This window comes from Mesoterricola sp. JemC181, from assembly GCF_055384585.1.
Genome location: NZ_AP045076.1, coordinates 3090664 through 3113008, shown reverse-complemented (window position 1 = coordinate 3113008; position 22345 = coordinate 3090664). Strand labels below are relative to the sequence as shown.

At 64.6% G+C, this 22345-nt stretch carries 20 protein-coding genes and 1 pseudogene; 16 read left to right on the top strand and 5 right to left on the bottom strand.

The features are described from left to right. Positions 1-150: 150 nt before the first annotated feature. On the top strand, positions 151-1959 hold the full coding sequence (locus ACZ5MC_RS13685) for a two-component system sensor histidine kinase NtrB (RefSeq protein ID WP_464516047.1): 1809 nt from the start codon (positions 151-153) through the stop codon (positions 1957-1959). Positions 1960-1977: 18 nt separating this feature from the next. On the opposite strand, the gene ACZ5MC_RS13680 is transcribed toward ACZ5MC_RS13685, so the two are convergent. Together ACZ5MC_RS13680 and ACZ5MC_RS13675 are read right to left on the bottom strand one after the other, a co-directional pair. After that, the gene (locus ACZ5MC_RS13680) at positions 1978-3666 is read right to left on the bottom strand and encodes a methyl-accepting chemotaxis protein (protein ID WP_464516046.1); all 1689 of its coding nucleotides are present in this window, start codon (positions 3664-3666) and stop codon (positions 1978-1980) included. Positions 3667-3723: 57 nt separating this feature from the next. Further along, positions 3724-3915, bottom strand: a complete 192-nt coding sequence (locus tag ACZ5MC_RS13675) for a helix-turn-helix domain-containing protein (protein WP_464517789.1) — start codon at positions 3913-3915, stop codon at positions 3724-3726. A 137-nt stretch (positions 3916-4052) separates the two neighbouring features. Between ACZ5MC_RS13675 and ACZ5MC_RS13670 the strand changes: the two genes are divergently transcribed. From ACZ5MC_RS13670 to ACZ5MC_RS13650, 5 genes and pseudogenes are all read left to right on the top strand, one after another. Beyond that, the gene (locus tag ACZ5MC_RS13670) at positions 4053-4424 is read left to right on the top strand and encodes a DUF1330 domain-containing protein (protein WP_464516045.1); all 372 of its coding nucleotides are present in this window, start codon (positions 4053-4055) and stop codon (positions 4422-4424) included. A gap of 29 nt (positions 4425-4453) precedes the next feature. Further along, positions 4454-4753, top strand: a pseudogene (locus ACZ5MC_RS13665) (SDR family oxidoreductase); the annotation flags it as partial. 211 nt (positions 4754-4964) lie between these two features. After that, the gene (locus ACZ5MC_RS13660) at positions 4965-5099 is read left to right on the top strand and encodes a hypothetical protein (RefSeq protein ID WP_464516044.1); all 135 of its coding nucleotides are present in this window, start codon (positions 4965-4967) and stop codon (positions 5097-5099) included. Positions 5100-5166: 67 nt separating this feature from the next. Continuing rightward, a complete protein-coding gene (locus ACZ5MC_RS13655) occupies positions 5167-6675 on the top strand; it encodes a caspase family protein (RefSeq protein WP_464516043.1) in 1509 nt (502 codons plus the stop codon). 121 nt (positions 6676-6796) lie between these two features. Next, positions 6797-7186: a YybH family protein gene (locus tag ACZ5MC_RS13650; RefSeq protein ID WP_306601056.1), complete on the top strand. Its 390-nt coding sequence runs from the start codon at positions 6797-6799 to the stop codon at positions 7184-7186. A gap of 362 nt (positions 7187-7548) precedes the next feature. On the opposite strand, the gene ACZ5MC_RS13645 is transcribed toward ACZ5MC_RS13650, so the two are convergent. Continuing rightward, entirely contained in the window at positions 7549-8409 is an 861-nt protein-coding gene (locus tag ACZ5MC_RS13645; protein WP_464516042.1) for a hypothetical protein, read from the bottom strand. Positions 8410-8919: 510 nt separating this feature from the next. On the opposite strand from ACZ5MC_RS13645, the gene ACZ5MC_RS13640 reads away from it, so the two are divergent. Then, positions 8920-9351, top strand: a complete 432-nt coding sequence (locus ACZ5MC_RS13640; protein WP_464516041.1) for a hypothetical protein — start codon at positions 8920-8922, stop codon at positions 9349-9351. Between the two features lie 196 nt (positions 9352-9547). Next, entirely contained in the window at positions 9548-10381 is an 834-nt protein-coding gene (locus ACZ5MC_RS13635; RefSeq protein ID WP_464516040.1) for a diguanylate cyclase, read from the top strand. A 41-nt stretch (positions 10382-10422) separates the two neighbouring features. Here ACZ5MC_RS13635 and ACZ5MC_RS13630 read toward each other — a convergent pair whose 3' ends face one another. Beyond that, entirely contained in the window at positions 10423-11274 is an 852-nt protein-coding gene (locus ACZ5MC_RS13630; RefSeq protein WP_464516039.1) for a class I SAM-dependent methyltransferase, read from the bottom strand. Between the two features lie 346 nt (positions 11275-11620). On the opposite strand from ACZ5MC_RS13630, the gene ACZ5MC_RS13625 reads away from it, so the two are divergent. The 3 genes from ACZ5MC_RS13625 (at position 11621) to ACZ5MC_RS13615 (ending at position 13102) form a co-directional block, all read left to right on the top strand. Further along, positions 11621-12052, top strand: a complete 432-nt coding sequence (locus tag ACZ5MC_RS13625) for a helix-turn-helix domain-containing protein (protein WP_464516038.1) — start codon at positions 11621-11623, stop codon at positions 12050-12052. A gap of 320 nt (positions 12053-12372) precedes the next feature. Next, positions 12373-12792 carry a hypothetical protein gene (locus ACZ5MC_RS13620; protein WP_464516037.1) on the top strand — a complete coding sequence of 140 codons (420 nt, stop codon included), beginning with the start codon at positions 12373-12375 and terminating at the stop codon, positions 12790-12792. Next, complete coding sequence (locus tag ACZ5MC_RS13615) at positions 12785-13102, top strand: transcriptional regulator (protein WP_464516036.1); 318 nt, start codon at positions 12785-12787, stop codon at positions 13100-13102. The genes ACZ5MC_RS13620 and ACZ5MC_RS13615 overlap by 8 nt, the downstream gene beginning before the upstream one ends. A gap of 39 nt (positions 13103-13141) precedes the next feature. Here ACZ5MC_RS13615 and ACZ5MC_RS13610 read toward each other — a convergent pair whose 3' ends face one another. Further along, positions 13142-13858: a cytochrome b/b6 domain-containing protein gene (locus tag ACZ5MC_RS13610; protein WP_464516035.1), complete on the bottom strand. Its 717-nt coding sequence runs from the start codon at positions 13856-13858 to the stop codon at positions 13142-13144. Positions 13859-14016: 158 nt separating this feature from the next. Between ACZ5MC_RS13610 and ACZ5MC_RS13605 the strand changes: the two genes are divergently transcribed. From ACZ5MC_RS13605 to ACZ5MC_RS13585, 5 genes are all read left to right on the top strand, one after another. Continuing rightward, positions 14017-14577, top strand: a complete 561-nt coding sequence (locus ACZ5MC_RS13605; RefSeq protein ID WP_464516034.1) for a helix-turn-helix transcriptional regulator — start codon at positions 14017-14019, stop codon at positions 14575-14577. A 173-nt stretch (positions 14578-14750) separates the two neighbouring features. Beyond that, the gene (locus ACZ5MC_RS13600) at positions 14751-16487 is read left to right on the top strand and encodes a sigma-54 interaction domain-containing protein (RefSeq protein WP_464516033.1); all 1737 of its coding nucleotides are present in this window, start codon (positions 14751-14753) and stop codon (positions 16485-16487) included. A 315-nt stretch (positions 16488-16802) separates the two neighbouring features. Next, positions 16803-17903: a sigma-54 interaction domain-containing protein gene (locus ACZ5MC_RS13595; RefSeq protein ID WP_464516032.1), complete on the top strand. Its 1101-nt coding sequence runs from the start codon at positions 16803-16805 to the stop codon at positions 17901-17903. A gap of 149 nt (positions 17904-18052) precedes the next feature. Further along, positions 18053-20071, top strand: a complete 2019-nt coding sequence (locus ACZ5MC_RS13590; RefSeq protein ID WP_464516031.1) for a fibronectin type III domain-containing protein — start codon at positions 18053-18055, stop codon at positions 20069-20071. Positions 20072-20168: 97 nt separating this feature from the next. Then, positions 20169-22193 (top strand): M1 family aminopeptidase, encoded by a 2025-nt coding sequence (locus ACZ5MC_RS13585; protein ID WP_464516030.1) that lies wholly within the window; start codon positions 20169-20171, stop codon positions 22191-22193. Positions 22194-22345 lie beyond the last annotated feature (152 nt).

Genomic DNA, 22345 nt, shown 5'->3' with positions numbered 1-22345 from the left:
CCAGGCAAGAGCGAGGAGGCGGGCCCTGCCGCTCCGAAGCGGTCCAAGGCGGAAGGGGGCCGTTTCGTGGGAGGATCTTTCAAGGAACTCGAGCTGGGGATCAAGGCTTGTGCGGTGAACCCCGGCTTGGAGAGCAATCAGAGGATATTCATGAAACTGGATCTTCCAACCCTGGTAATGATTCTGAGTCTGGTCGGGATCACCCAAGTTATTGCGATTTTTATCCAATATAAAGTCAATAATACCTACCAGGGTCTCGGCTGGTGGCTCCTGGGTTCCCTGGCCATGGCGCTGGGGTTCATGACACTCTCCCTCGCGGTCGTTGACGCGGTTGCGGCCGTGTCTGTGGTGAGCATCCCTCTGCTCATCCTCGGACGCATCTGCCTGTTTGTCGGGACCAGCAGGTTTCTTGGGGAGAGGCTGCATCGGGGGCTTTTGTTTCTTGCATTTTTCGTTTTTTCGGGGGTGTATTACTATTTCCTGTTCTTTAATGATAATATTTCAGTCCGTACGATCAGCGCTTTCGCCGGTATAGCCGTGTTCTCGCTTCTGAATGCCCGGATCCTGTTCAGAAGCCGCCGAAGGCGTTTTTCCGCAGCTTCCCTGTTCACTGGGACCGTCTTCTTGTTTTCTGGATTGCAGTTGATATTTGTTATTATATTTACGATAATTTCTGGGCCGATGCAATCCTATCGCGACTATGCGCTGCCCCAGATAATGACATTCATTGTCCCGACTATCACCAGCATTTTATGGACTTTTGGCTTCATTTTGATGGTCAATCAGCGCCTGGTTTCCGACAACCAGGACGAGAAGGAGAACCTGCGGCGCATGTTCAACGCGGGCCCGGATGCGGCCTTGCTTATCCGCATGGAGGATGGGGTCCTGGTGGACGCCAATGAAGGCTATTTGCGGATGACGGGTCAAACCCGGGGCGAAATCCTCGGCAGGTCGTTCCAGGAGGTGTGCAGGTGGCTCTGCCCCTCAGAGCACCGCGCCTTCATGGCCACCATGAAAGAGCATGAAATATGCGAGAACCTGGAATTCGTATTTCAGGGCAAGGATGGCACGGAATTCATCGGGATGATTTCCGCCAGGACGCTCCTCATGCAGGGCGTCCCGCATATCATCAGCGTCACCCGCGACTTCACGGAACGCCGCAAGGTCGAGCGGGACAAGGCCGAACTGGAGGCCAAGTACCAGAAACTGCAGAAGGCGGAAAGCCTGGGGCGGATGGCCGGGGCGATCGCCCATCATTTCAACAACCAGATGCATTCGGTCATGGCCAATCTCGAGATCCTGGGTCATCCCGCCCGCGGAACGGACCCCGGCCGGGTCCTGGCCAGGGCACGGCAGGCAACTGAACGCGCCTCGGAGATGAGTCGCCTGATGCTGGTCTATCTGGGGCAGACCTCGCTGGAAAAGGATCCTCTCGACCTTTCGGAACAGGGCCGGAAGGCCCTGGCTGCGTACGCGGAACAGGTTCCCGGAACCGTGGCGGTGACGGAGGCTTTCCCTTGCCCGGGCCCAAGGGTTCTGGCCAACGGCGACCAGATCAGGCAGGTTCTGTTCAACTTGATGAACAATGCGATCGAGGCTTTGGGACAGGCGCCCGGCACCGTCCAGGTCCGGATCCGGACCCTCCCGGCTCCGGAGATTCCGGTCGAGCACCGCCTCCCCATCAACTGGCAGCCCCAGGCCCAGGACTACGCGTGGCTGGAGGTGGAGGACAGCGGAAGCGGAATCCCGGAAGCGGAGCTCGAAAAGCTGTTCGATCCCTTCTACACAACCAAATTCACGGGCCGGGGCCTCGGCCTCCCGGTGGTCCTGGGCCTGGTTCAGGCCCATGGGGGGGCCGTCACCCTGACCAGCCAGGAGGGCGGGGGCAGTGTCTTCCGGGTTCACCTTCCTTTGATGTCCCCCGATCACGAGCCGGGTGCGGGTCCTGGCCCGGCCTGAAATCCCTTCGATTCCTTTCTAGACCCGGTAGTTGGCGACGGCATCACGAAGCTGCTCCGCCGCCTTGGCCAATTCATCGGCCGTGCGGGTGACCTCCTGGATGGAGGCGGACATCTGCATGGTGGCAGCGCTGTTGTGAGCCACTTGGCCGCTCACCTTCTCCAACTGCCGGGAAACCTCCTGGCTGGTGGTGGCCTGCTCGGTTATGGCGGTCTCGATCTCCTTGGTCATGCCGGCGATGACCTGAGTGGATTCCCGGATGCTGTCGAGCACCCGCACGGAGTCCTGGACCCGGTTCACCCCATCCTGCACCGCTCCGTTGGTGCGGGTGATGAGGTCGGCGATCTCGCGTGCGGCCTGGCCCGACCGTTCCGCAAGCTTCCTGACCTCCTCGGCGACGACCGAGAAGCCCTTGCCCAGGCTCCCGGCCTTGGCGGCTTCGATGGCCGCATTCAGGCTGAGCAGGTTGGTCTGGCGGGCGATGTCCTGGATCACCGTCACGGCCTGGACCATCAGCTCATTGGTTTCCCGGATGGAATTCATGGCCTGGCTGCTGGCGCTCCCGACGTTCGTTCCCTCGATCACCGCCAGCTCGGCCCGTTCCACCTGGCCCCTCGACTGGCGCACATGCTGGCTCACCTGTTCGATCGAGGCCGCGAATTGAAGCATCGCCGAGGCCACCTTCTCCAGGGCGTGCCGCTGCTCCTCGGAGGAATGGCTGATTTCGCTGCTCGCCGAAGCCATCTGCCCGCTGGCGGAACTGAGTTCGGTGGAGCCGCTGGCCACCTGCAGCGCGTTGTTCCTCAACCGCGTGAAGGCCGTGCGGAGGGAGGCCATGGCCGTGTTGAGGGCCGAGCCCATCTGGCCGAACTCGTCCCGGGTCGCCACGCCGACCTTGCCCGTGAAGTCGCCTTCCCCAAGAAGGGCCACGGTCTTCTGGAATTCCTTCAAGGGCACCGCGATGCTCCTGATGCACCAGAACATGGCCATGATGCCCAGGACCAGGGCGGTGATCAGGATGGTTCCTTGGATGATCCAGGCGTTGCGAACGCTGGCTTCGGTGTCGGCCCCGGCACGGATGGCCTGTGCCTGGACATGCTCGTCAAAGGCTTTCAAGGCATCGAAGAAGGCCTTCCTCAAGGGTTTGATGGTGGCCAGAACCTGGTGTGCATCCGCCTTCCGGCCCTCCTGCACAGCCTTGATCAGGACATCGCGCATTTCTGCATAGGGGGTCCTCTTGTCGATGATCAGCTTGTAGAGGGCCCGGTCCTCCTCGGTGCGAAGCGACGCCTTCAATTTCTCCATGTTCTCGAGCGTGCTTTTTCGGCTCAACCCCGTCATCGCCAACTCGGCCCGGGCGGCGACGAGGTCCGTTTCGAGAAGCGCGTCATCGATGTAGACGGCGCTGGCATAGACGTTCATGGTGATTTCCTTGGAGCTCTGCAACTGGGGCAACCTCAGCAAGAGAAGGTTGTTGATATTGGAACGGAGGGAGGAAATGGCCAGAAGTGCGGCGATGGAGACGCCGAGCGCGGAAACCAGGACGATTCCGAAGCCGACGAACAGTTTGGTGCTTAGTCTCATGGCTGCTCCAATCCACAGGCAATAAATGAGCCTTAAATGTCTGTAGGCAACGACCTCAAGATCCAGTTGGGAACCGCCACACGAAGGGTCGGAAACTCTGGGCTCCCCGGTGGGGGAGGACATGGTACAGCAGATTCCTCAGGGCCTACCGAATAGACTTCAGCCACCCTTGCCGGTCCTTCAGGCTTTAAACCGCTTGGGGGAACATCCGACCATGCGAGTGAAGGCTGTACTGAAAGCGCTCGAAGAGTGAAAACCCACGGACAAGGCGATCTCCCCAACGGTCTTGATTCCGTGGGAGCGTTCGTCTTTCGCCAAGGCGATTCTTGCAAGACTTGCCACCGTCCATATCCGGGCGACCTCGCGATGCATTGCGGTGAGCGATTTCGCCATGGCCGGGTCGGCGAGGCCGGATGAATCCGGTCCCCCAGGGAGAACCTGCCTGGCACAGTGCAAGGCTGTGCTCGAACACCGCACTCGCTTCGAGTGCCACACCAAAGGAGAGAGACATGGTTGCCTTTTCACCTGCCGCATTCGAGACCTTCCTGGCGGGAGACGATGACTCACCAGTCGTGATGCTGAATCTTCCGCGGTTCGCGCCCGATGGCGGCCGCGAGAACCATCGGGAATACATGCGAATGGCGAAGCCGATCCTGGCTGGATTCGGCGCAGAAATCCTGTTCGGCGGCGACGGCCTGCCGGTGCTCACCACCGGGGAAACGAAGGGGTGGGATGCCGTCGTGCTCGTCCGGTATCCGCGACGGTCGACGTTCAAAGCGATGGTCGAGGATCCCGAATACCAGGCTGCTTTCAAGGTCGGGCAGGCCGCGGTCGCCGATATCGTACTGCAACCTGTGAAGCCCAGCGAGAATATGATCTGAGCGCGGGCACGTGATGCCGAGTCGAGCCCTACAGCAAGGGCTTGTCGAAGGAGGTCACGCCAAAGGGCATCCGTGTGGTGCGCGTCTCTCCGGGGTGGATTGAGACCGAGGCATCCGTTCGGCTCGCCGAGCGGCTTGCGAACAAGGCTGGAACCGACTACGAGGGTGGGAAGAAGATCATCATGGATTCCCTTGGGGGCATCCCGCTCGGCCGCCCAGCTCGGCCTCACGAGGTAGCCGACCTGATCACGTTCCTGGTCTCGCCTCGCGCCGCCTCGATCAAGGGCACCGAGTATGTCATCAACGGAGGGACCGTGCCGACGGTGTAATCGGGATGGAGCCGCGTTCCCTGACTGTTCGATCCGAGGTGTCGGAATAGCCTGCGCAGCCATCATCCTTCTTCACTGAGGTCAGGAGGCGGCTCGTTCGTCGATCGGGCGACGGCGCAGGTTTGGCTGCCTTCGGGCTGCCGGTTCCTGCCACACCAGCGGCTGCCGGGAAGGGCAGCCGAACGGAAGCGGACCGGGTGTCAGCCTTTCCGTGAGCAAACGGGTCCGTAAGCGGCTGAAGGGCGGCCCCAGGAAGGAGCTGCAGGTCCCCACCCGGGCCGGCGAGCCGTTGGCCCAGGTGCAGCAGATCGTGAAGGCTTTGATTGTGCGCCGGGGCGAGGGTTAGGCCCACAGGTCCTTCGGGCGTTAGCTTGGTGTTATTGTGGAAGGTACACCCCCGAGTGAGGCTGCCCATGATCCGCGCGAGCCTGGCCCTCCTGCTGCTCTTCCTCTCTGCTGCGGTCCAGGAGGCGGACCGTGGTGTGCGGGTGGCCGAGGCCCAGCCTGAGCGGCGCATCGCCCTGGTGATCGGCAACGGCGCCTACGCTGCAGCGCCCCTGAAGAACCCGGTCAACGACGCCCGCGCCATGGCCGGCGCCCTGGAGCGTTGCGGGTTCGCCGTGGCCGAACTGGAGAACGCGACCCGGGACCAGATGGTCAAGGCCCTTCGCCAATTCGGCAGCGACCTCCAGGGTGGCGGGGTCGGCCTGTTCTATTTTGCCGGCCACGGCATGCAGGTGAAGGGCCGCAATTACCTGATGCCCGTGGGCGGGGACTTCTCCGGCGAGGAGGAGGTGGCGTACGGGGCCCTTGACGCCGATGCCGTGCTTGCCAAGCTGGAGGCTGCCGGCAACCGGCTCAACCTCATGATTCTGGACGCCTGCCGCAACAACCCCTTCGCCACCGGCTCCCGCGGCGCTTCGGCGGGGCTGGCCCAGATGGACGCGCCTGCGGGCAGCTACATCGCCTTCGCCACGGCCCCAGGCCGCACCGCCGCCGACGGGACGGGGAGCAACGGGCTCTACACCCGGCACCTGCTGGCCAATCTGGAGGCACCGGGCTTGAAGGTGGAGGACATCTTCAAGCGGGTGCGGAACGGGGTCATGGCTGACACCCAGAACGTCCAGGTGCCGTGGGAGAGCAGCAGCCTGCGCAGCGACTTCTACTTCGTATCGGGAGCGGGCTCGCCCGCTCCGGCCATGGCGCCGCCATCCCCCCTGCCGGGGCCCTATCTTGCGGGCGCTGCGGCGGAACGAGCCCTGTCCCAAGGCGTTTTCGAGACGCCGGCAGAAGCCGCCGCCCGGTTGGCCGAACTGCCACCCCTCCGGGTGGGCACGGCCCGGCTTTACCCGGCCAGCTATGACCTGGATACGAGGCGCCTGCCGGTGGACCTGAAGATCGAACCCTGGGCCGCCTCCCACGTGCGCCAGACCAAGGGAATCCTCGAACTGGATCGGGCCCGGGCCCGGGCCTTCTGCGCCGAGGGGGTGGAGTTGCCCTTGGTGGCGCGCTTCGGGGTGGTGTCCGGGAAGCTGGGCCCGACGGTGGTGTCCGTGCTGGCCGCCGCCGGCAGCGAGCCGGTCCGGGGACCGCTGAAAGGCCGGTTGTGCTTCTTCCGTCCCAAACACCTGATCATGGGCGCGGCAGCGACCTACGAGGTGGAAATCGGGGGGCGGCTGGTCGGGGTTCTCCGCCCCGGAGAATCGTTCACACTGCGTATGCCTCCGGGCCAGGTGAAGGTGCAGGCCTTCTCGGTCCAGTCCCGGTCGCGCGGGCTCCCGTACCTGCTGGACGTGGAGGTGGTGGCCGACCGGACCGTACACGTGATCGCGGATCTGGGGGAGGTTGCGATCGTGCCGCCGCCCAAGGGCGAGGCCGCGACCCAGGCCCTGAAAAACCTGGGGGAGAAAGACCTGGATTGAAGGAGCCGGTGCAGGATCCGGGCCTACCCAGGCCAAGGCCATCGAAACCGCCGGCAGGCGGCGAAGGGGATGGCGGTGGGGCGCGTGGATAGGCGATACCCTTGACAAGGGAGTCAAGTCCATGCACGAACTCGAAGCAATCATTCACGCCGCCGATGATGCCATCAACCGGGAGGACCTGGACGCCGTGATGGCTTTCTATGCCGAGGATGCGACCCTCGTGGTCCGTCCCGGCTTGAACGCCACCGGCAAGGACCAGATCCGGAAGGCCTTCACGGCCATCGCGGAGCATTTCAACCACAGCCTGCATGTCACTCAGGACAAGCTGGTGGTCATCGAGGGCGGGGCCACGGCGCTGGTTCTAGGCAAGGCCGAGCTCCGCGCCAAGGACCCCTCGGGGGCCCAGGTCCTCATCGCACGGGAGGCCACCTACGTGTTCACGCGGGATGGGAGCGGTGCCTGGCGATGCGCGGTGGACAACTCATACGGTACCGGCCTGCTCATGGCCTGAGCGGGGAGTGGGGCGATCTTCCGTGACGCCCGGATTCCGGCCGTGATCCCGGCGTGGCGGCTTCGAACCCAAGGGCAGACACCCCTGAGAGGGTGTCTGCTAAAAGGAAGGCCCCGCGACGGCGTCCAGAGGCCCGATTATCGAGCGCAAGGCCCGCAGGAAGTATAAGTCATACTTTCAAGGGTCTTGCACACGAGAAGCGGGCCTCTGGGCGCCGCCCTACGGGTGATGGCAGCGGCCACGGCAGTCCAGCGTTCCACTCGTCGACCGATTACCCGAATCGCTCTCCTCGCGGTCCTTGTCCTGCCATGGCCGGTGCCATCATCGCGGGGCCTTCCTTTTAGCAGACACCCTCTGAGGTCCTACTTGAAGGTCACCTGTTCGGGGGAAGAGAGGGAGAACGTGACCGTCTGGTGCGCGGGAATGCGGATCACCGTCTCGGCGGTTCCGGCGGCCAGGGCGGTTCCGGCCACGGCACCCGCCGCCGCGCCGCCCAGGGCGTGGTCCCCCTGGTGGTTCTTGCCCGTAAGCAGCCCCACCAGGGCGCCCAGAGCCGCCGTGCCGCCGATGAACTTGGCGTCCCGCTTGCCGCGGCTGTCGCCCACGACCATGTAGGTGCCCGCATCCACCACGTCGTTGCCCACCGTGGTCAGCCGGATGCCCAGACCGCCGGTTCCGCTCGATAGACGGCCGGCGGGCAGGCTCTGGGCCACCACCCCGCTGACGGCCGTGCCCGAAGGCCAAACCACGGTGTTCCCAACCTGGACGGCCTCCGCCAGGGTGCCCGACCAGGGATCGCCCGGCTGGTTTCGGTCCGTGGTCAGTTCGGCGCCCACCGTGACGGTGAGGCGCGCGCCGGCCGGAACCTCGATCATGGCGTGGCGGGGGCGCTCCTGGGCCGGGATGGAGGCCGCGGTGTCCGCGTCCCTGCGGCGGTCCGCTGCGTGCCGCCGGGCCTCCGCCAGTTGACGGTCCAGGGCCCGCAGGTGCGCCGCGGAAATCTGGTTGACGGCTTCCTGGTTCCCCGTGGTGACGTTCTTGCCATCCTTCATGTCGCTGACCTGCTTCTCCAGGGCGGCGACCCGGTCCTCCGCCGCCTTGGTCTGAAGCTGCGCCGCCACCTGGGCCTGGACGGCGGCATCGCTGGCCTTGGGTTGGCAGGAGATTCCGGCCACCAGAAGCAGGGCCAAGGAGGTGGGAAGTGGAACGTGGGAAAGGGTCATGACTTCTCCTGGGGCAGGGGGTGGCTGACGGGTCCGGGTGGCCCGGAAAGGGGGAACGACGCACCAACTGGGCCAAACTGTAACTATTTATAAAATTGGTTTTATGGTTGAACTTTCCGGTCCTGTCCGGCCTGTTGCCATCACTTTGAAGGCATTCCCCCCCGTAAAGGAGGAGCGCCAGGGCCATTGCACGCGCGGTCCTTCCATAGGCATCTCCGTGGCCACGGGTTCCCTGCCGGAGAGGGTGCGCGGCGGCCTTGTCCTCCGTGTTGGAGGTCCCGGAGGCGGTCCGCCTCACGCCTCCCGGGTCGTACCTTGGCCGTCGCCCCGGACAGGTGATTGTGATGGAAAGTGCGCTTCCATTTTGATGAGGAAGCCGCCCGGCAGGAGAAATTGTGAATTTAAATATCTTAAATAATAGGTCTTAAGCAATGGCTCAGGATTTGCTGAACGGTGGAGTCCCCCCGCCAGACGTCCTGGAACCCAGGGGTGGCACCCCAGGAGACCCCTATGAGAATCACCCGAACGGCATTGACGACCCTTGTCCTGACCCTTTCCCCCGCTGCGGTCTTCGCTGCGACCGGGCTTTTCACCCACGCCACCGCCATGAATGTTTCCCCGGACATTCCGGCGGCACAAGGCAAGGTCAAGTTCAGCAAGACGGATGATGGAAACATCGCCATCCATCTCTCGGTCAAGTACCTGGCGGATCCCCAGAAACTGAACCCGCCCGCGGCCATCTATGTGGTCTGGGTGGGCCAGGGAAAGGATGCCGTGCCGCAGAACGTCGGAGCCCTCAAGGTCGAAAAGGACCGTGAAGGCACCCTCAAGTCGGTAACCCCGCTCCACGCGTTCCAGCTGTTCGTCACGGCCGAGGCCAATGGCCAGGTCCAGGAGCCCGTGGGAACCAAGCTGCTCTGGATCGACTACAACTCCGACTAGACAACCTGGATCGCCCTCTCCCGGAGCAAGCGGCGCCGAAGAGGCCGTTCCGGGGGAAGTGCACCCCATACCCTGGCCTTCATCCTGCCGATGCCCGGGAACCCCTTCGGGTTTCTCCTGCGGGCAGGATGGACTCACGGAGGGTGGGGAGCCCTGCCGCGACGTTCCATCAAGAACCCCTGTGGAGGCCACGCCGATGGACCCGATCGAATCCCACCCCAAGCCCGGCAAGACTCTGGATCGCCTGCTTGACCAGAACGAGCGCGTCAAGGACCTGGTTGAAGGCTGTGCCGAGGACCTGACCTCCGTCAACACGTCTCTCAAATTGGAACTCGCTGACCATGACCCGGGGCATGGAATAAAACAGGCCCTCGTGCAGAGCGAAGTCATTGAAGAGAAGGTGCACGAAGCGTCCGAACAGCTGGCAGACGTCAACCTGGCCTTGAAGGAAGAGGTGGCCGACCGGGGCATCCTGGAAGAGGAATTGTCCAAGGCCCTGGCGGAAGGGGAAAAGGACCGCCATGCCTCCCTGCATGACCCTTTGACGGGTCTGCCCAACCGCGCCCTGTTCCTGGACCGGCTGGAGCACGGCCTGGCCCAGGCCCATCGCCACACCTGGAACCTGGCGGTGCTGTTTCTGGACCTGGACGATTTCAAGCAGATCAATGACACGTATGGGCACGACATCGGGGATATCGTCCTGAAAATGGTGGCGGACCGCCTCCAGGAACACAGCCGCAGCGACGATACGGTAAGCCGCCACGGAGGTGACGAATTCATGTATCTGCTGATGGCGGTACGGGAGGAGAACGATGCCGTCCTGATTTCCCGGAAATTCATCGAGGCGATCGGGGCTCCGTGCCTGGTGGTCGAAGGCGGCAAAAACATCAGCCTCCGCATCAAGGCAAGCATCGGGATCTCCGTATTCCCGAAAGACGGCCAGACCGCGAAGGAGTTGATCATGAAGGCGGATGCCGCCATGTATGAGGCGAAACGGACGAAGGCGGGCTATTCGCTTTCGGAGTCCTGACGGGTCCGGTCCAGCCGATCGAGGCTGGATCCCGGTCCCCACTACGGCTTGCATCGAGCGGGAAGAGCTTCCGGTTCCAACCACTCCCGCCGGACCTGATCCGGCATGCTGTAGGCGTCCTTCTTCTCCAGGAACATGGTGACGCAATCCAGGTACATGAAAATGGAAAAGGCAAACCAGTCCCGGACGGGCCTGCGGCGCAGGCGGTAGCGGTACCGTGGCGCCAGACCGAGGAGGGACCGGAACTTTTGGAAGTAGTAGTCCTGGGAATATGGAAAGGAAATCCGCAGGTGATGTTCCTTGGCCAGGGCGAAGGCTTGCCTGGTGGGCATGTAGTGGGTGCAGAGCCGGAGGAAATCGGCGTATTTCTCGGTGTACTCCTCAAGGGGGTAGCGGTCGCGACGCCTCCGGTAGAGGCCGAAGCCAAGCCTGCTCATGAACCGAATATAGCCCATCAGGAATTCGAAATTCTGGATCCGGTGGACCCAGGGCAGACCCAGGTGACCTTCCTGGATGTTGGTCCTGAATGGGAACAGGTTGGCGGAGAAGCCTCCTTCGCACAGGACCCGGTAGATCTCGCCGAAGACCAGGCTGGGGTATTCCACGTGCTCCATCACCTGGTTGGTCAGGATCACCTGGAAGAATCCATCGGGGTAGGGCCACGGTCCTGTAGCGGAAATGACGCGTACGAAACCCGCCCAGGGAGCCTCGGGCTGTTGGTGGTTGAGGTAGGCCAAGGTCGTGGCCAGCAGGTCCGGGCCATGGCCATGGTACTCCTCGACATCATGGCCCCAGATCTCGAACCGCTTCTCGGGGTAACGGGCGGTGAGGATCTCATACAGATAGGCCATCAGGTGGCCGTTGCCGCAGCCCAGATCCAGGATCCGGATCACCGGCTCCCGTTCGAAGCGCCCCAGCTCCGTCATCACGATTGCCAAAAGGTGCAGATGGGTGATGGACTCGGGTTTCGGTTCCATGGACAAAAACCCCACTCCCCCGGCGCTGGCGTCCGGGCCAAAGGTGAAACCCCTGAGTTTGAAGCACCGTGGATTTAAGTCTGGAGCTAATCAATAAGTTCAAATTCGGGCTCTGTCAAGGCGCGGCCGCCTGGTCCACGATCTCGCCCTTGCTCGCCCTTTGATGGAAGGCCCGAAGGAGGGTGCTTTCCGCGGCCCAGGTCCAAGGGCATGTATGATTGGTTTCTGAACATTTGGATTATCGACGAGGAAGGGACTCCCCATGCCAAACATCGCTTCTGCTCTCAAAGAGGAAATTGCCAGGGTCGCGAGGAAGGAGATCCGCAAGGAGACGGAGGGACTCAAGAAGGCCGTTGGCCAGTTTCGAGCCGAAATCTCCACCTTGAAGCGGAGGGTCGCGGATCTTGAGAAGGTGGCTGCCCGTCTGAGCAGGACCGCCGGCATTGAGAAACGGGCCAAGGCGGATCCGGCGCCTCGTGTGCGGTTCAGCGCCAAGGGACTGGTCGCCCTCCGGCAGCGCTTGGGCCTGACCGCCGCCGAAATGGGAGCGCTCCTGGGGGTTTCCGCCCAGACCATCTACAACTGGGAAGCGGAGAAATCCAGCCCGCGTCAAAAGCAGCTGGAAGCCTATGCGGGCGTGCGGGGCCTGGGCAAGAGGCAGGTCGCGGCCAGGCTCGCGGCCATGGCAGGGTAGGGGCCGCCTCCGACGGGGCGGGCTTGGGCGGGGGACCCGGCCTGGGGTCCACCCGGGTGACGAACCGGTTCGAGTTTTCTATGGCAATACAATCTGGTTTGTAATACAAACTAGATTGTGTTGCACGGAGCCCCCCCATGGCCACGCCCCATCCCACCCCTTCGTCCGCGCTCCGTGCCGCCTACCGGGACGGTGCCCTGGATTTGGCCTGTGCTGCGGGCTTTGCCGGCCTGATCGCAATGTGGCAATTTCCCTACCCGGGGCACTTGGGCCTTCTTCGACTGCCCCTCGGGGTGCTCGTCGGGGGAGGGGTGGGCAGGATGGTGTTCGCCGTCCTCAGGGCCCGGGTCTTCGAACCGAGGGCGGGCTTCGCCAGGGCCGCCCTGTGGCGGAACCGCTACCCGATGGTGGCTCTGGCAGCCCTGGTGTCGGTGTTCACCCTGGCGGCGGCCCTGCGTGTCCACCGGGTGCTCCTGGTCGGTGCCGGCGAAGCCGAGATGGCGAAGCTGATCACCCGCGTCTTCTACGTGATGTTCCTGCCCCTGCCCCTGTTCCTGACCGGCCTCTTCCTGAAGCTGCGCCGGTTCCTGGGCTACGCCGCCTTCTGCCTCCTCATGATCCTGCTCCACCTTGGGGGCTTCCCGTTCGGGAGTTCCTGGTTCGTCTTCCTGCCGGTCCTGATGGTCCTCACGGGCTGCGGCCTCCTGGCCCGCTTCCTCCGGGAGACCGCCCATGCCTGAGATGCCGCCCTCCCTGGTCGGCCTGGACAAGGCGCTGCACGAGCCCGCGAGGCTTTCCATCGTGGGTTGCCTGTGGATGCTGGAGGAGGCGGACTTCACCTTCCTTTCCCAGCAGGTGGGCCTCACCGTGGGCAACCTCTCCTTCCATCTGGCCAAGCTGGAGGCCGCGGGGCTGGTGCGCATCGAGAAGCGGTTCCAGGGCAAGGTCCCCCGGACGACCGCGGCCCTCACCTCCGAAGGCCGCAGGCTCTTTCGCACCTACCGCAAATCGCTGCTGGCCTTCCTAACCGTGCTTCCGGACGGATCGTGAGGACCCGGGTTCCGGGCAAGGACCTTCCTCACGGGGGGGTCAGTCGTGGTCCTCATGCTCTGCCGGGCCCTGCCGGTCCTTCCCGTCTTCTCCCACCGACAGGGGCGTCGTCGCACCCGGGAGGAGAAGGGTCCGTTTTCGCGTGTCCAGCCCTTTCCAGAGGAGCGTCCCCCCGCCGGCAAGGGCGAGGAGGAAGGCGACCGCGATGAAGGGACGGGAGGAGGGGATGGCCTCGCCCTGGGGCAGGCGGCGCCGGCCATGGACCATGCTCAAGGCGATGGCTTCACGATGGCGGCGGGTGTACCAGGCCAGGCCAAGGACGTGGAGGGCGACCACCGAAAGCATGGCGTAGGCCAGGACGGCATGGACCTCCTCGGCCCATTTCCCGCCGAGGCCCATGGCGATGCCGGTGGCTGCGAGGGCCAGGGGCAGCAGCAGCATGGCAAGGGCCGCATACCCGGCGGCGGGGTTGTGGCCATCCGTCGGCCGGTCCTGGCCCGCCAGGGCTTCCTTCAGATAGCGCGCGAGGCTGGAGGGCCGGAGCGGGAACGAAGCGAACCGGGACGGCCTGGAACCCACGAACCCCCACACGAGCCGCAACAGGATGGCGAGCCCGAGGAGCAGCCCCACGGCGGCGTGGACCGGGAAGACCCTGCCATGTTCCGAACTCGCCACGGCGATGGAGAATGCGCCCAGGAAAAGGCCGGCCATGGCCCAGTGGAGGACCCGGGTCGGCCAGTCCCAGAGCAGGCTCAACGCCTCCTCCTGTCCTGCCTGGGTATCCGGAAGATTGGGGTCGGGTTGGTGCGGCATTCGGGCCTCCATGAGACCCCCAGACTCGGTCACGAGGGGCCGACCCGCCATCCGACGGATGTCGCATCGTCGCCTATACTGTTGAGAATCAAAGGAAAGAAATGTCGAGTCAGACAGAAGGCCGATGGCCCCCCCGGGCCGGTTTCAGCGCCATCCTGGTGGTGATCGCCGGGTTGCTGGTGGCCGATCTGGTCACGGACCGGGCCCAGCATGCCACCGGACCGACCCACCTGCTGGTGGAAGCGATCGCCGCCCTGGCGGCCCTGGGCGCCGCCGGATGGGGGCTGATGGCCCTGAGGACCCGGCGGGAGGAGGTCCGGCGGCTCACCGCGGACCTGGCTGCCACCCGCCGGGAGTCCCGGCATTGGCAGGAGGAGGCCGGAACCCTGGTGCGCGGGCTTTCCCTGGCCATCGACCAGCAGTTCGACCGGTGGGGGTTGAGCCCGGCGGAACGGGAGATCGCCCTGCTTCTGTTGAAGGGGCTTTCCACCCGGGAGATCGGGGAACTGAGAAACACGCGCGAGGCCACGGCGCGCCAGCAGGCCCAGGGGGTCTACCGGAAGGCGGGGCTGGTGGGGCGGGCGGAACTGGCGGCGTTCTTCCTGGAGGATCTGTTGGCGCCGAATGGGGGACTGCCCGCATCCGGACCCCGGGAAACCTGAACCCGGCCGGGTTTAATCAGACGGACCGAGAGACAGGCGCAGCCTTGGGGGTGGTCTTTCCCCATGGGGGGTGAGATTCTGTCTGGCATTATTTCGCCCCGTGAAGTCTCGATGTCGTGATTTTTCACTGCCCCGGAATCCAGGAACCTCATCGAACGCCATGGAGGGAACCGATGAAGAAGCTCCAGGCCCTTCTGAACGACCTCCGGGAGGAACTCGAACGGGAGACGGACGATGCGTCCGAAGCCCACCTGGCTGGGGGTACCCTCATCTCCTCCCGGCGCCTTGTGGTCGCGAAGGATCGGTTGAAACCCATCGTGGACGGCCTCCTGGAGCACCAGCGCGTCCTGGAATCCGTGGAGCAGGTCCGCGCGGAGGAACTGGAGCGGACCCGGAGGATCTCCCAGTTCCAGGCCGCCGAACTCCACGCGATCATCGAGTCCCTGCCCGATGCGGTCCTGGTCGCGACGAAGGACGCCGTGGTCCTGTGCAATTCCTCGGCCCTGAGGATGCTGGGCGTCGAATCCCTGGAGGACCTCCCGGAGGAAGCCCGCCGGGGCTTCCCCTTCCCGTACCGCCGGGCCGCCACCGGGTTGCCCATCCTGCCGGAGGACGCTCCCCTCGCGCGGGCCCTGAAGGGCGAAACGGTCGCCGAGGAGCTGATCCATACCGACCCGCGGACGGGGGCGGAGCGGATCCATCGCAGCTCCGCGGCCCCGGTCGTCCTGGAGGGGGACGTCCTCGGCGCGGTCGCGGTGGACACCGACATCACGGCCATGGTGATGGCCCGGATGGACGTGGAGGCGCTGAACGCGAAGCTCGATCAGCGGGTGCGGGACCGCACCCGGGAGCTGACCGTGGCCAAGGAGGCGCTGGAGCGGGCCCTGGCGGAGGTGGAAGCCCTGAAGGAGCGGCTGGAGGCTGAAAACAGCTACCTCCATTTCGAGGATGACCGGCGGTACAACTTCGGCGAAATGGTCGGCAAGAGCGGTTCGCTGAAGGAGGTCTTCCACAGCATCGACGCGGTCGCCCCCCAGGATACGACCGTGCTCCTGCTGGGTGAGACGGGGACGGGCAAGAGCACCCTCGCACGCGCCATCCACGCCCGGAGCGCGCGCAGGGACCACCCCATGGTCGTGGTGAACTGCACGTCGCTGCCGGGCTCCCTCATCGAGAGCGAGCTGTTCGGCCGCGAGAAAGGGGCCTTCACGGGGGCCCATGCCCAGCAGATCGGGCGCTTCGAATTGGCCGACAAGGGAACGATCTTCCTCGACGAGATCGGGGACCTGCCCTGGGAGCTGCAGGCCAAGCTCCTTCAGGTACTGCAGGAAAAGGAATTCTGCCGCCTTGGCAGCCCGCAGGTGATCAAGGTGGATGTCCGGATCATCGCCGCCACCAACCGCGATCTCCGGGAGGACCTGGCCAGCGGGCGCTTCCGGGAGGACCTCTACTACCGGCTGAGCACCTTCCCCGTGGTCATCCCCCCCCTGCGCCAGCGCAGGGAGGACATCCCGCTCCTGGTTGAGTCGGCCATCCGGAAGTTCAGCCGGGAAACGGGGAAGAAGATCGAGAACATCTCGGCCGCAACCATGAGCAAGCTGGTCAATCATTCCTGGCCCGGGAACATCCGGGAGCTGGAGAACGTCATCGAACGCGCGGTCATCATTTCGCAGGGCTCGACGCTGCAGGTCATGGACACGTTCGAGGCGCTGGCGCAGGAACCCGTCGCGGGCGAGATCCCTCTCAAACCTCTGGTCGAGATGGAGCGGGCCCACATCATCGCGGCCCTCCGCCAGACGCATGGAAGGATCGACGGCAAGGACGGCGCGGCGCTGATCCTGGGCCTGAATCCGAGCACGCTGCGGGGGCGGATGCGCAAGGAGGGCATCCAGCGATTCGAATGGATGTGACAAAGGCACGAATGCCCCTCGGATTCGGTTGAATTTGGCGGAACCCGTCGAATGCGGCGAGGCCGCGGCCCCTCGTCCCGGGCCGGTTTCCGGCCGCAATCCATGCCATTCCAACGAAAAGGCCTTGTTGCGGCTGTTGGCACAGGTCTTGAACAGGAATGCCCCGCTGGCCCGGATCCAGGGGGGCACGCCGACCGGGCGATCCCATGACGACCCTCCAGCATCTTGAGGAGAATTTTCATGTTCGCTCAATATCGAAACTCCGGAACACCCTGCAGCCATGCGCCACGCCCATGCGGCTTCGCGGCCACGACCGTGCTTCGCCGGCGATCGGAGAAGGCCGGCCTGGATCTGCCGCGCCCGGATGATCTCGACCATGCCATGGCCCGCCTGGTGCCCGATCCGATCCAGCTGGCCCTTGGTCTCTTCGCCATGAGCCCCGCGATGGCCGGCATCCTGGACGTCGCCCGGCGCGTGGCCAGAGTGGATTCCACCCTCCTGATCACGGGGGAGACCGGCTCCGGAAAGGAGCAGGTGGCACGATTCATCCACGAGAAATCCCCGCGGGCGGCGGGACCCTTCGTGGCGTTCAATTGCGGCGCCATCAGCGAAGGCCTGTTCGAGAGCGAGCTGTTCGGCCATGCGCGGGGCGCCTTCTCCGGGGCCATCCAGGACCGGCCGGGGCTTTTCGAGGCAGCCGACCATGGAACGATCCTCCTGGACGAGATCGGCGAGATCTCCCTGGCCATGCAGGTCAAGCTCCTGCGGGCGATCCAGGAGCGGGAGATCCGCAGGATGGGCGAAACCCGGACGCGCCCCATCGACGTCAGGATCATGGCGGCCACCAACCGCAATCTGGCGGGCGAGGTCGAGAAGGGCGGCTTCCGGCAGGACCTGTTCTATCGCCTGAAGGTGGTGGAACTGGCCGTACCGGCCCTCCGGGAGCGCCGGGAGGACCTCCTTCCCCTGGCCCTGTTCCTCCTCGCGGGCAGGGCGCTGGCCATGGGCCGGGAGATCAAGGGGATCGAACCCCTGGCGGCCCGTGGACTCGTAAGGTACCCCTGGCCGGGCAATGTCAGGGAACTGGCCAACGCGATGGAACGCTCCATCGCCCTGGGCGTCACGGACCGGGTGGAATACGAGGATCTCCCCGAAGAGATCCGCTCGGCGGCCGATGCCGCCCGTTCCCGGGAAGGCCCGCCGCCCGAGGCCGTGCGGCCCCTTTCCGAATCCATGAAGGACTGCATCCTCGCGGCCCTGGCCTACCATGGAGGCAATCAGGTGCGCACGGCCGAACAGCTCCAGATCGGAACCGCGACCCTGTACCGGAAGCTCAAGAGCTACGGAAGCATCGTCAATGAGCGCGCGGCCAGGACGCCTCACCTGGCCGCCTCCGACCTCCCTTCCGCCTCCTGAGGTCCGGGGGGAAGGCCGTTCCCGCCGGGTGCCGCACCTGGGCCAGCGCGATCGCGTCCAGGGGGCTTCCGGCGCGTTGAATGCTTGTCTTCGGCCAAGAGGAGGGTCAGACTTGGGATATTCCATACATTCAATCCTGGAGAAAACTCATGGCCCGGCCCTCGCTCTGGTTTGTGGTCCTCTTCGGCATGCTCTCACTGCTGGGATTGTCGGGTTGCGGCTCGGGCGGTGGCGGGGGAGGCACGCCGGCCCTGAACGGTCCCACCAGCCTCCAGGTGAGCGGGGACCTGAGCGTCTCGTACTACCTCGAATTCCGCTGGACCGCGCCGGCGAATAAATTCGATGGTTATGAATTCGAACTGGCCCTGGGCAGCGGCTCGTTCACCAAATTGGGATCGGACCTCCTCCCGCCCGCCTGGACCAGTGCCTACGCCACCTTCGATCCCTCCGCGCTGCCGGAGGACTCGGAGGTCCGGTTCCGGATGCGCGCCGTCCTGGGAACGGCCGTTTCTCCTTACAGCAATGTGGTCACTGCTCCCACCGGGCTGATGAAGCCCGTTTTCAACAGCGCCGTCAGCGGTGACGATGGAATCGCCCTGAAGTGGACCAACACCAGTTTCGTGGCGGATGCCCTGACCCTGGAGCGGGGCACGAGCACGAGCTACGGAGGGACCTGCGCCTGGTCCGTGATTCCCGGGGTGCCGTTCGGAGCCACCTCCTACCTGGATACCCAGGCACCCGAGAGCACCTACCTCACGTATCGCGTGACGTACTCCAAGGGGGCCAAGTCCGTGCAGGCGATGAGCTATACCGTGTCCACCAGCCTGAAGGCCCCCACCTCGCTGGCCGCCACGCCGATGGTTGAAGGGGTGAGCCTGACCTGGGAGAACCGCAGCGCGGGCGCGACCGAAGTGGTGGTGGCCAGGGCCAGCGGCGTGACGTCCTCCCCTTCCTACCAGGAAGTCGCCCATCTCGCCCCCACCGCCACCTCCTACCAGGACCTCCTGCTGGCGACCGGCTTCTACACCTACCGGGTCGAGGCCCGCAAGGAGAGCTCCTCGGCGGCCCCCAGCCTTCCTGTGCAGGTGGCGACCCTGCCCAGGCCGGGCTCCCTGTCCCTGCTGGCCCCCACCCTCAAGCCGATGCCCCCTTCGGTGATGGGCGCCATGGATTCCAGCGGGGACTGGATCTTTGCGCAGAATACGAACAACACAACCTTCGGGATCGCCACGCCCTCCGGGACGGGCTGGGTTTCCAACCCCCTGGCCAATGCCTGCTTCCTCGTCGATCCGATGCTCAGGCTGGATTCCCATGATCGTCCCCACACCGTGTATCTCCGGAAGGTCATGCAGGGCAGTGAGGAAGTGGCCATCACGCACGCGTGGTTCGACGGCGCGGCCTGGCAGTCGGAAGAGGTGGCGCGCAGGACCCTCCGTTCCGCAACAGACGGCATCACGTTCACCTTGGACCGGGCGGACGGTCTTCACCTGGTCTGGCTGAAGGATTCCAGCACCCCGATGGGGCTCGAGTACGCCTACAAGGGCGGGGACGGCGCCTGGACCACAGAATCCTTGAACGTGGTCACCCCGGTCCTCACCACCGTCGATTCGTTCCGGCTGACGACCGACGCCAGCGGAGTTCCGTACGTCCTGCTGGGGGCCTGGCAGGACATCTACCTTCTCCAGCGCCAGGGGCCGAACCAGTGGCAAGGGGAACAGGTCCCCGGCGCCACCGCTTCCTTCGGGGTGCAGGCCTCCCTGGATTTCCTGATCAGCTACCGGGGCGACATCCATGTCTTTTTCCTGCGCCGCCACGATCCTTTCGATTTGGCCACCTACGCGGATCTGTGCGATATCCGGAAGGCGGGCGGGGCCTGGACCCCCGTCCAGTCGGTCGCCACCACGGGATTCACGGGCTACAGCCCGTTGAGCTACTTCGCCAAGTCCCTGAAGAGCGACCGGATCGCCGTCCGCTTCCAGAGTTCCGCCGGACAGCAGCTTCTGACCTTGGACCAGGACATCTGGTCGACCATCATCCTGGGGCCGGCCGAATCCAACCGCCCCTATCTCGGTTTCGACCGGAACGACAGGTTCTATCTCTTGCAGAGGCTCGGCTATTCCTGGAGCACGGAGCCTTCCACCTGCGTGCTCTATTCGGAAGCGCCCTAGCCCCGCCAACCGCGGGCTTTCCGCTTCAGGATCTCGATCCGGCGTGAATTCCGGTTCTGTTCCAATGCGCCAAGAACCCATTACATGGGAGAGACCGATGCGGTGGCCAGTCGTTCTGCAGGAAGCGATCCTTTGCGCCGGGCTTTTGCTTGGGGGTTCCCGGCCCCTGGCCGCGGACGGCCTGGACCGGGTCCGGGCCATGGTCCAGGCCGTGCCGGGGGAACCGGGATCCCTCGTCTCCAACCAGGAGATCCTCGTGGGCCAGGGGCGCATCCGTATCGAAAGCGCCGTGATGGTGCCGGTGCGGAGCGGCGCGGTCCAGGTTGGGGTGTATTTCGAAGGCAGGGGAGAACTGGCCTATGGATCCAGGGAGCCCCTGGAGCTGGCGGTGATGAGGACCAATCTGGCCTGGAACACGAAGGTCAAGGCCATCATGGACGGCAACGTGCCGGTGGTCACCATCCCCTTCCGCAGGCTGTTCCTGGCCAGTTTCAACGTGAAGCTTCCGGCCCCAGGGACCGGGGCCGTGCTGGACGATCCTGGAGCGTTCGGGAAGCTCAGGACCCATTTCCGCACTTCAGACCTTCCCCCTCTGGAACATGCCTTCGCCTTTGCCAAAGGCAATGACGATGGGCGTCCATGGGCGATGGCGGTCATGGAAGGGCCGGATGGGTGCTGGCAGTACGCCTTCGATCCCTACCTGGCCGAAACGGAATCGCTCCACGTGCTTCCACGGCCGCGCAAAACGTGGATGGCCCCGGAGGGGGTGGTCGTCTCCAGCCAGCCCCTGGGCTGGTCCTATCGCCAACCGAAAACGGAACCCGTGATCCTGACGGACGTGGGGATCGACCTTCTCACCCACGACAACGAGAACGTGGTGCTCCAGGTCCAGGAGACCTACCGGATCCAGCGCCCGGGAACCCGGATCCTGGCGCTCGATCTCCTGAGCTTCTTCCAGAAGCCGAACCTGAACGCTCCGGAGCTTCGGCCCCTGAAGCTCACGTCCGTTAAGGACGATGCCGGCAAGGCCCTCCCCTTCTCCCACCTCAACCACCGGCTGCTGGTGGAGCTCCCGGCGGCCCTGCCGGCCGGTTCGATGGTGAAGCTGGCCTTCGCCATCGAGGGTGATTTCCTCATCCATCCCAGAGGCGACAATTCCTGGAAGCTGGGAACCTCCGCCTGGTTCCCCCAGTCCGGCCTGGGAGGGGACCTCTACACCGTGCGCTGCCGCATGAAAGTGAAGAAGCCCTTCCTGCCCATCGCGTCGGGCGAGAACTGCGTCCGTCGCGTCGAGGGGGACTACAACCTCCTGGAGACGTCCTTCGATCGGCCGATCTGCTTCTTCGTGGCCCTGGCGGGCAGCTACGCCCTGACGGAGGAAACCCGGGACGGCATCACGCTGCGGGTCGCCAGCTACGACACGGCGGGTTCCAGCGTCCCCCGGATCCTGGGCCTGGCCAGGACCGCCATCCAGTTCTACCAGTCCTTCCTCGGGCCCTTCCCGTTCAAGGAATACACCATCGTCCAGGTCAACTCCTACGGGTACGGGCAGGCGCCGCCCCACCTCATGTTCCTCACCAACGAGGCCTTCGACATCGAGCACAGCCTGCTCCGGGACTGGTCCTCGCAGGACCTGAACCGCCGGTTCCTCCACGAGATTGCCCACGCATACTGGGGCAACGCCGTGCATTTCCCTTCCGAGACCGAACAGTGGCTGAGCGAGGGCTTCGCGGAGATCTGCGCGGGGCTCTTCATGAATGCCTCGCGTGGGGAAGGGGCCTACGCGACCATGGTGGCCCGCTGGAAGTCGGATGGAGAGGAATCCAGCCGACTCTCGAGCATCCCGATGGCCAACCGGCTCTACGACAAGGATTTCCTGGTCTCGTGGCGGACGCGCCAGAATCTCCTCTACGACAAGAGCGCCGCACTGCTGAGCACCATCCGGGAGCAGATCGGGGACCCGCAGTTCCGGCTGTTCCTGAGGGCCTACCAGAGGAACTTCGCCTGGAAGCAAGGCAGCACCCATCATGTGGTCGGAATGCTCAGGTTCCTCACCAAGCGGGACTTCGCTCCGCTTTTTGACGCCTGTTTCTGGGGGGAGGCCCTGCCGGGCAAGAACTGAGCGACCGATCGGTCCGCGGCCCCGTCGCTTCGTCCCGGCATTTCTGTTATCGTGATCCCCGGAGATTGGATGCGTTCCCAGAACACCTTGAACCAGGAGCCGGTGCCGGCCGCTTCGTAGGCGAAGCGGATGGCAGGCGCTTACTTCACGGG

Coding starts and splice junctions, on each gene's coding strand:
- ACZ5MC_RS13675 (WP_464517789.1), bottom strand. CDS start 3,915: ATGCATCGCGAGGTCGCCCGGATATGGACGGTGGCAAGTCTTGCAAGA.
- ACZ5MC_RS13670 (WP_464516045.1), top strand. CDS start 4,053: ATGGTTGCCTTTTCACCTGCCGCATTCGAGACCTTCCTGGCGGGAGAC.
- ACZ5MC_RS13640 (WP_464516041.1), top strand. CDS start 8,920: ATGAGAATCACCCGAACGGCATTGACGACCCTTGTCCTGACCCTTTCC.
- ACZ5MC_RS13625 (WP_464516038.1), top strand. CDS start 11,621: ATGCCAAACATCGCTTCTGCTCTCAAAGAGGAAATTGCCAGGGTCGCG.
- ACZ5MC_RS13605 (WP_464516034.1), top strand. CDS start 14,017: ATGTCGAGTCAGACAGAAGGCCGATGGCCCCCCCGGGCCGGTTTCAGC.
- ACZ5MC_RS13680 (WP_464516046.1), bottom strand. CDS start 3,666: ATGTCCTCCCCCACCGGGGAGCCCAGAGTTTCCGACCCTTCGTGTGGC.
- ACZ5MC_RS13620 (WP_464516037.1), top strand. CDS start 12,373: ATGGTGTTCGCCGTCCTCAGGGCCCGGGTCTTCGAACCGAGGGCGGGC.
- ACZ5MC_RS13635 (WP_464516040.1), top strand. CDS start 9,548: ATGGACCCGATCGAATCCCACCCCAAGCCCGGCAAGACTCTGGATCGC.
- ACZ5MC_RS13645 (WP_464516042.1), bottom strand. CDS start 8,409: ATGACCCTTTCCCACGTTCCACTTCCCACCTCCTTGGCCCTGCTTCTG.
- ACZ5MC_RS13650 (WP_306601056.1), top strand. CDS start 6,797: ATGCACGAACTCGAAGCAATCATTCACGCCGCCGATGATGCCATCAAC.
- ACZ5MC_RS13615 (WP_464516036.1), top strand. CDS start 12,785: ATGCCTGAGATGCCGCCCTCCCTGGTCGGCCTGGACAAGGCGCTGCAC.
- ACZ5MC_RS13655 (WP_464516043.1), top strand. CDS start 5,167: ATGATCCGCGCGAGCCTGGCCCTCCTGCTGCTCTTCCTCTCTGCTGCG.
- ACZ5MC_RS13600 (WP_464516033.1), top strand. CDS start 14,751: ATGAAGAAGCTCCAGGCCCTTCTGAACGACCTCCGGGAGGAACTCGAA.
- ACZ5MC_RS13585 (WP_464516030.1), top strand. CDS start 20,169: ATGCGGTGGCCAGTCGTTCTGCAGGAAGCGATCCTTTGCGCCGGGCTT.
- ACZ5MC_RS13590 (WP_464516031.1), top strand. CDS start 18,053: ATGGCCCGGCCCTCGCTCTGGTTTGTGGTCCTCTTCGGCATGCTCTCA.
- ACZ5MC_RS13685 (WP_464516047.1), top strand. CDS start 151: ATGAAACTGGATCTTCCAACCCTGGTAATGATTCTGAGTCTGGTCGGG.